Raw genomic sequence first — 6,960 nt, 5'->3', positions numbered from 1 at the left:
CGTATTTGAAGATGGGGGTATTCTCGCCTGAAAATCTGATAAAGAAAGCAACGCCACCTTGATCACGAAAGGTTTTCAAGTAAAGGACCTGATGATCATGCACATTTTTCAAGTCAAATCGATTTGTTAGGTGTGTGCTTTTTGCATCAAAGGCAATACCTCTACCATGCGATATGCCGACATAATCAACGGTACTTTTAGCAGTGTATATTATTTTTCCGTTAATATTTTTGGTCGGTGTTGGTATTTCGTCGATCTGCGCCCAGCCTTTGAGTTTATACATTCCATTCGTTGAATTAATTGCGTTTTGGAGCGCTTTTCCCCGGTTTGAATGACTGATTTTTTGCTTAATCATTTAATAGCCCTCCGCTTGCCGTTGGTGATTTTCAGCATTTTTTTGAAAGTATGCCTTTTCAATTTCTGGCCACTCAAGCCCAAGCATTTGTCCCAATCCTAGATAGTTGTCAAAAACGAATGAATACCATGTTTTCTTGTCATTAACCGGAAACGTATTGAAAGAGGACGCATACCGGTATACTTCTTCAAATTGAATGGTCAGTTCATCGTCTTCGCCGAATGAAACACCAATGCTGGAATATGTCGGCGCATAGTCTTCACTTCCAAGATCGATGCCGATCGACAATATAAAACTCAATCCATCGACGTATTCTTCAAGAAGTGGAACACTGCACTTGTGCGGCATTTCAGTTAATTGGCATAATTCACACCAGTTCCTCGGTATTTGATCATGGCTCCACTTTTTAAAACCACGCCACTCATTTGCTAGCTCACCTATTTCAGTTAAAAGAGCAACACGTTTCCAGGCAGGTGGCTTTGTATATCGAAGCCCCTTCTCATCGTTAATCCGTTTATCCAACACTCTCTGCATTTCAAACAATTTTTTCAAATCCATGCCTTTCCCTCCGCTTTTTTACTTTCGTTTTGGATGTGCGTAGTGCCGTATCCGCATCCCTTCGTTTTCATTCAAAATTTTCTTCATACGCTCGAACCGGAGCGGCATAGGCTTGTCCGAAAATAATTCAGTTGTCATTCTCTTGATTTTCGATTCTGCTCGCCGCTGTTTTTCCTCCGCTTTTTTCGCACGTTGCCCAAGAGCAAGAATCTCATCCTGCCGTTTCATGATGAGCCGCTTCCGCTCATTCGACTGGATTAGTTCATCTCCAATACTGTTCATAATAATTCTCCTTTCTCGGTCAGCCATAGTGCTCGTGATTTACGGTCTACATAACCGATGTAACCCTTTTCTCTTATTGTTTTCATGCGATTATTGATGATGCTACCAAGCGGTTTTTTCATAGCAGTTGCAACTTCACGGAAGGACGGCGCGTATTTATTCGTTTCGATAAAATCACGGATAAAAAGGACGATGCGTTTTTCTTCGGGTGTGAGCTGGTTCAATCTAGCACCTCCCGCTTTTCCTTCGCTGCATCACGGGCACGCAATTCCGCTTCCATTGCAGCTCTTTCCCTTAAAAATTCAGCATCTTCACCTTCTGACAGGTCTATCGATTCTTTTTGTTCGAACCATCCTGGCAATTTTTCTTCGCGAGATACCCCCGATCCACGACGCTTTCCTGCTTTTTCAGCAGCAGCGCGTTCGCTTTTCACTTGTAAAACAAGCTGGTCGTATTTTTCGCGCAATTTCGCAATAGAAAGAATGTTGGCTTGCCAGAAATCATGCTCTTGTGTCCAGTCAATCAAGAAAAGGATCTGTTCATCTGTACGATCATCCCGCTCCATCATCAAACGGACATCATTCGCCCATTTCTGTAAATCCGGTTGTTTATGATTTGGATTGTTATCAAGTATTTTTTGATAAAGCCTATTAGCCAATTGATAATAAACGGAAGATTCGTCGTAAGCTTGTTTGCGACTATTATTCTTTTTCTTTTCTATATCTATATCTATATCTATATCTTTATCTATATCTGTTGCGTGACCTTGCATGACTGTCCCGTGACCGTCACGTGACATAGGTAATTCTTTTTGTTTTTCTCGCTGTTTTTGCTTACGAATACGGTTTTGCTCACGTATTTTATCCATACCTTCAACATTTTGATGCTTCTCCCAGTTCGCAATATTAATCATGTGATCATCGGCGATTTCGATCATGCCGAACCCTTTAAATGTTTCCAATGCCATTCGCACGATATTGAGCGGGCGATTAAAAATCGTCGCAAGCATTTCTTCCGTATACGGAATATTTTCTGAAAGATAGATATATCCGCTAGCATTCGTTTTGCCAGCCTGAGAAAGTAGCTTTACCCAGATGATCAAGATCGTATCCGCTTCAGGCATACTCTCGATCAGACGGATCTTTTCATCCTCAAACATGTGAGTGCTTAGCTTAATCCACTTTACATCTGACATTCCATTCCCTCCTCAATATCTACATGAAAAGCACCCGTTGGCGCTCCGTAATTTTGTTCAAGCATCTTTTCCGCTGCTTTGCGGCATTCAGTAACACTATCTGCGTATATCAAAGCAGTGAATAAAGGAATACGTTCTCCTTTTGACATCTGCACAACTTCAACGTCATACACCATGACCGTATCTCCTCCGCTTTCCATTTGAATGATGAGCGGCCCATGTGGTAAAATGAAAGAGTTAAACGACTTGACTACCCAATGTAAATACGATGAAGCCTGGACGCTTCGTCGTATTTTTTATGTTCAATGGACCTTCACTCTTTTCACCACAGCCGCTTTTATCCCGCTTTCCTTTAATGTCTGGACAATTTTGTCTAGTTTAGATACTTTTTTACTCATCCGCTTCAACTTGAATAGCCCAAGACACGGAAAACACTTGTTTTTCGAGGTGTTGACCAAGTAAATTGGTCCCGCTAATTGTCCGAAATACGACCTTGTAACCCGCATTAACTAATTCTCGTTGGTATACTTTATGGCTTCGTATTTCAGAGTCATCTAACACAACTTCTTTTAATGTGTAGCCATCCATTGCGGCATTTTCGATATTATTCAACAACTTCTTAAATTCCTCACTAGCCAGAACAGCCTTTTCATACTGTCTTTGTCCAATTTCGGCGACTTCCGCCAATTTATTTGCCGGTTTAATTTGCAAACTATTCATCTCCTATTCTAAAAAGTAAGTAATTTTATAAAGATCCCGATCCAACACATCTAACTCATTAATACTGATCCATCTTTCAAGTGCCGCTTCACAAAAACGATTTGTTGCAGCAATGCTTTGTCCTGGTAACCATCCAAGTTCATCAAGGTGAAATGTTTCCTCGATTGGATCTAGGACGCCTGATTTATCCACACAGCGGAATGTCACCTGTTTATAACTCATGCCGTGCCATCTCCATCGGGATCTGTCGCACATTACCGGTCATCCGGTGCACAATCATGTACATGCCGTTATGCCGCTTCGACACTAACCAATTCATTGGATTAAGCCGGTATGAGGCGATAATAACCATTTCTTTTCGTGTTGGTTTCTTTGGATTTTTCATATAAACACCCCTCTCAATCTCCCTGACTCTCAAGCCAGTCAAGCAGGAATTCTTCGGTTTCTTTTGCTGGGAAGTACCATTTCTGTCCGACACGTTTTTTCGGTATTCCAGGTTGGTGTAAAAGGAACCGTTGCACGCTACTTAAACTCATACAAGTCCGCCGACACAATTCTTCGGTATCCCAAAAAACAAGTTGCTGGTCGATCTCCTTGATCGCAGCACGGATTTCTTCAGCTGCTAACTTTTTAATTGCCTTCGGATCGACTTCGATTCGGACTGCTTCCATTTCCATATCTTCACCCCGTTTCCCCTTCACCTAGTTCCAATCGCAACTGGTATTTTGTTACCGAATCAGGCTGCCAGGAGCGGATGAATTGAACAGCCGCTTCATATTTTTTCGTTGGTATCATACCGCGGTTTGGAACATCAAAGGCTTTGTGAATATCGACATTAAGTGATCTGAATAGTTTTGTCCTTACAAGCTTACTGCCTTCAAAATGTTCATTAAGAACCGAGCGAACTCTACCATTCACTTCTTTTTGGATCGCTTTGGCCTGTGCTGGATGAAGCGGCTGTTTCTCTTTCAATTCCATTACTTCGCATTCCAACCCATCGATCCGCTCGCCTTGTTCAACAATTGCTTGGAGTGATAGTTTGGCCATTTCCGTCGGTGATGTCGGAACCTTTTGTTTCTGTAAAAATGCTTCTGCCAGTACATCTTTTGCTTTTAGTTGATATTCAAGCAGCTTATCCCTTGCCACTTCGTTAATTAGCGCTGGATTGATAGAAGCTAGCCAAAGCGGAAGAAAATCGATATTTATTACAAAAGCTTCCTGCACACCCCCTCTCGAAGGTAGTGGCAGGGTCGCCACCCCCTTTGAAAGAGTCATATGCGCCTGCAATTTTTCTCTTTGGCGTCTCGCATCCATCCCTAAACCTTCACAAATCCAACTAACGCCGACATAAATATTTTCATCATCAGCCTTTACAGCTAATAACTCAGCACCCATAAAATCTACTGTTTTTTGATCAACGGGCTGTAAAGCACCCATTTGGAAACCTTCCATGTAATTCACCTTCTCTTTCATGCGATATTATTTATGTCCCATTCTTGGGAACCACTGACCAAAAAAAATTCATCTGCACTAATCTTAAGGAAATCACAGATACCCTGAATTTCAGTGAGACTAAAATCTACTCCTTTTCTATTAATTTTCATAGAAAAGCTCGCATCACTAATACCTAGAAATCCAGCTACTTCTCTTTGCTTAATTCCTCTAGTTACTAGCAACGCTTTTAATTTAAAGAAAGGCTGCTTGGCTTCTTTGCCACCCATTACTAACCCTCCTTTCTAACAGTCCCGTTTTTGGGAATGGTTATAATTCACAGTATACGGCAAAATTCTTCAAAGTCAAACAATTATTTCATAAATGGGATAAAACATTAAAAGTCGTTGAAATTTTGGGACAATTGTATTAAACTGGTTTTAGCGCACATGAAAAAGTTAAATATAGATTAATAAAGTGAGGGAAAATTAATGGCTCCTTTCCATGAAAATATAAGAAATTTAAGAACATCCAGGAAACTATCTTTAAAAGAATTGGCTGATATATTTTCAGCAAAGTATGGTGTGAAAGTTGGCAAAAGCTCTATAAGTAGGTGGGAGAACGGGGACTCTGAGCCAAATATTAGTGATGCGAATTTGTATGCTGACTACTTTGGCGTTTCTTTAGATTGGTTGATGGATCGAGACGCAGAAAATAAAACAAATACTAATACAATTGAAACCTTTGCTGCACATATAGATGATGATGCAACAGAAGAAGAAATGGAGGAAATCAGAAAGTATTTCGAATATCTTAAGTCACGTAGAAAGTGAGTGTCGTTTATGTTGATGCGTATGGAAAAATTAATGTTAGCCTATCCAGAATTAATCTATATCGAAGACCCAAATATGCCTAAAATGCTAGGCGGGTATATCGAAGGAAGAGTAATCACCTTAAATAAAAACAAAAGCCTGTATGAGAAGTATTCTATTCTTGCGGAAGAAATCGGACATCACGAGACTTCATACGGTGATATCTTAGATACAAGTAATATGAGGGACTGGAAGGTAGAACTTGTAGCACGTAGATGGTCTTATAAAAAACTCGTTTCTTTTGATGATTTAATCTATTGTTATAAACATCATTTAACCACTATAGAAGACACCTGTACTTTTTTAGAGATCCCGCCTGACATTTTAAAAACTTCTTTAGACTATTACTTATCCCATTACGGCTTATACATAGATTACAAAGGCTATAAAATTATGTTTGATCCACTAAATATTGAACGTATTTACTAAAAGGTGGTGCTGCGTTAAATAGTTGTTTGCTTAATAGTCATAATTTTTAATTTATTATTCCGGCAATTTAAACAGAAAGGATGTGTAAACGTGGCAAGTTTTCGCAAGCTGAAAAGCGGGAAATGGCAGTATCGTGTGCATGACGAGGGACGAGAAGTTAGCAAAGGTGGATTTAAGACAAAAAAAGAAGCACAGCTGGCCGCTGCTGCTATTGAGGAAAAAATTTATACTGGCCAGACACTAGGGGATAAGCACCGGATCATGTCTGATTTCATCCAAGAATACATGGAAGTGGAGAAGCGACCGAACGTGCGACGGTCTACATATGACGCTTACTGGTCAGCGATTAACATGCATATCATTCCGCATTTCGGTGACAAGAAAATTATCAAGATCACCCGGCCAATGATCAAAAAATGGATGAATTCATACTCGGAAATGAAAGACCAGAGCGGAAAATTAATGTATTCATACGGATCGCGTCTCCGCTTTGCATCAATCTTAAAAGGCATTCTTCATTCGGCTCAGCACGACTACAAAATTATCGGGGAAAATCCAATGAATGGACTAAAAGTGCCTATCGAAAAGCTGACGATCCCCACCAACGAGGACGAAAAGAAAATTGAATTTTATACACTGACAGAATTGCAGCAATTGCTTTCTTTTTTAAAAGAGTATAAACCGCCACGTTATAGCGAGTATCGCCCGTATTACATGATGTGCTTTATACAATCACGGACCGGCATTCGTATCAGTGAAATGCTAGCTCTGACATGGGATGATATACAGGGCGATAAGTTATCGATTACAAAACAAACATCTCGTGATAAGAATAATAATCTCACAATTGAACCGCCAAAATCGCGTGCCGGTATCCGTACGGTTAAGCTAGATCCAGACACGATCAAAGAACTGAAAAAGTTCCGGTTCATTCAAAATGAATGCGCGATGAAATATAAGGCATTTTTGAACCACCCGCCACTTAGAACTCTTACGAGTTGCTTGAAGTGGTGGATTCCTAAGATCACCAACGTATACGTCAGTTATCGATTAGGCTATCCCCGCAGTTCCTGCGGTTAGAAGTCTTAATGCTTCATTTTTAAGATTTTGTCCACCAT

The 6,960-nt window shown here is 40.3% G+C and carries 15 protein-coding genes; 3 read left to right on the top strand and 12 right to left on the bottom strand.

Annotated elements, in window-relative coordinates; genetic code table 11:
* From AWH49_RS13550 to AWH49_RS13500, 12 genes are all read right to left on the bottom strand, one after another.
* On the bottom strand, window positions 1-355 hold a 355-nt coding region (locus tag AWH49_RS13550; RefSeq protein WP_063966150.1), incomplete at its 3' end, for a Holliday junction resolvase RecU.
* A complete protein-coding gene (locus AWH49_RS13545; RefSeq protein WP_063966149.1) occupies window positions 356-913 on the bottom strand; it encodes a dUTP diphosphatase in 558 nt (185 codons plus the stop codon). It lies immediately after the preceding gene.
* Between the two features lie 18 nt (window positions 914-931).
* Window positions 932-1,195, bottom strand: coding sequence for a hypothetical protein (locus AWH49_RS13540; protein WP_063966148.1), 264 nt, complete (start codon window positions 1,193-1,195; stop codon window positions 932-934).
* Window positions 1,192-1,419 (bottom strand): LexA family protein, encoded by a 228-nt coding sequence (locus AWH49_RS13535; protein WP_063966147.1) that lies wholly within the window; start codon window positions 1,417-1,419, stop codon window positions 1,192-1,194. Before AWH49_RS13535 ends, AWH49_RS13540 begins: the two co-directional genes overlap by 4 nt.
* On the bottom strand, window positions 1,416-2,390 hold the full coding sequence (locus tag AWH49_RS13530; protein ID WP_063966146.1) for a phage replisome organizer N-terminal domain-containing protein: 975 nt from the start codon (window positions 2,388-2,390) through the stop codon (window positions 1,416-1,418). Before AWH49_RS13530 ends, AWH49_RS13535 begins: the two co-directional genes overlap by 4 nt.
* A complete protein-coding gene (locus tag AWH49_RS13525) occupies window positions 2,378-2,566 on the bottom strand; it encodes a hypothetical protein (RefSeq protein ID WP_063966145.1) in 189 nt (62 codons plus the stop codon). Before AWH49_RS13525 ends, AWH49_RS13530 begins: the two co-directional genes overlap by 13 nt.
* A 214-nt stretch (window positions 2,567-2,780) precedes the next feature.
* Window positions 2,781-3,101, bottom strand: a complete 321-nt coding sequence (locus AWH49_RS13520; protein WP_063966144.1) for a hypothetical protein — start codon at window positions 3,099-3,101, stop codon at window positions 2,781-2,783.
* Between the two features lie 12 nt (window positions 3,102-3,113).
* Entirely contained in the window at window positions 3,114-3,332 is a 219-nt protein-coding gene (locus tag AWH49_RS13515) for a hypothetical protein (protein WP_063966143.1), read from the bottom strand.
* Entirely contained in the window at window positions 3,322-3,495 is a 174-nt protein-coding gene (locus tag AWH49_RS20415) for a DUF6906 family protein (protein ID WP_169816001.1), read from the bottom strand. Before AWH49_RS20415 ends, AWH49_RS13515 begins: the two co-directional genes overlap by 11 nt.
* Before the next feature lie 13 nt (window positions 3,496-3,508).
* Window positions 3,509-3,787 carry a helix-turn-helix domain-containing protein gene (locus AWH49_RS13510; RefSeq protein ID WP_244886852.1) on the bottom strand — a complete coding sequence of 93 codons (279 nt, stop codon included), beginning with the start codon at window positions 3,785-3,787 and terminating at the stop codon, window positions 3,509-3,511.
* 4 nt (window positions 3,788-3,791) lie between these two features.
* Window positions 3,792-4,562 (bottom strand): phage antirepressor N-terminal domain-containing protein, encoded by a 771-nt coding sequence (locus AWH49_RS13505; RefSeq protein ID WP_063966142.1) that lies wholly within the window; start codon window positions 4,560-4,562, stop codon window positions 3,792-3,794.
* A gap of 17 nt (window positions 4,563-4,579) precedes the next feature.
* Window positions 4,580-4,831, bottom strand: coding sequence for a helix-turn-helix domain-containing protein (locus tag AWH49_RS13500; protein ID WP_063966141.1), 252 nt, complete (start codon window positions 4,829-4,831; stop codon window positions 4,580-4,582).
* A gap of 201 nt (window positions 4,832-5,032) precedes the next feature.
* On the opposite strand from AWH49_RS13500, the gene AWH49_RS13495 reads away from it, so the two are divergent.
* The 3 genes from AWH49_RS13495 to AWH49_RS13485 all read left to right on the top strand — a co-directional run bounded on the left by AWH49_RS13495 (window position 5,033) and on the right by AWH49_RS13485 (window position 6,922).
* Window positions 5,033-5,374 (top strand): helix-turn-helix domain-containing protein, encoded by a 342-nt coding sequence (locus tag AWH49_RS13495; RefSeq protein WP_063966140.1) that lies wholly within the window; start codon window positions 5,033-5,035, stop codon window positions 5,372-5,374.
* A 9-nt stretch (window positions 5,375-5,383) separates the two neighbouring features.
* On the top strand, window positions 5,384-5,842 hold the full coding sequence (locus AWH49_RS13490; protein WP_063966139.1) for an ImmA/IrrE family metallo-endopeptidase: 459 nt from the start codon (window positions 5,384-5,386) through the stop codon (window positions 5,840-5,842).
* A gap of 90 nt (window positions 5,843-5,932) precedes the next feature.
* Complete coding sequence (locus tag AWH49_RS13485) at window positions 5,933-6,922, top strand: tyrosine-type recombinase/integrase (protein ID WP_063966138.1); 990 nt, start codon at window positions 5,933-5,935, stop codon at window positions 6,920-6,922.
* Window positions 6,923-6,960 lie beyond the last annotated feature (38 nt).

Source organism: Domibacillus aminovorans (genome assembly GCF_001643235.1).
Lineage (GTDB): Bacteria > Bacillota > Bacilli > Bacillales > Domibacillaceae > Domibacillus > Domibacillus aminovorans.
The sequence above is the reverse complement of the archived record's forward strand: the minus strand, read 5'-3'. Positions and strand labels throughout refer to the sequence as shown.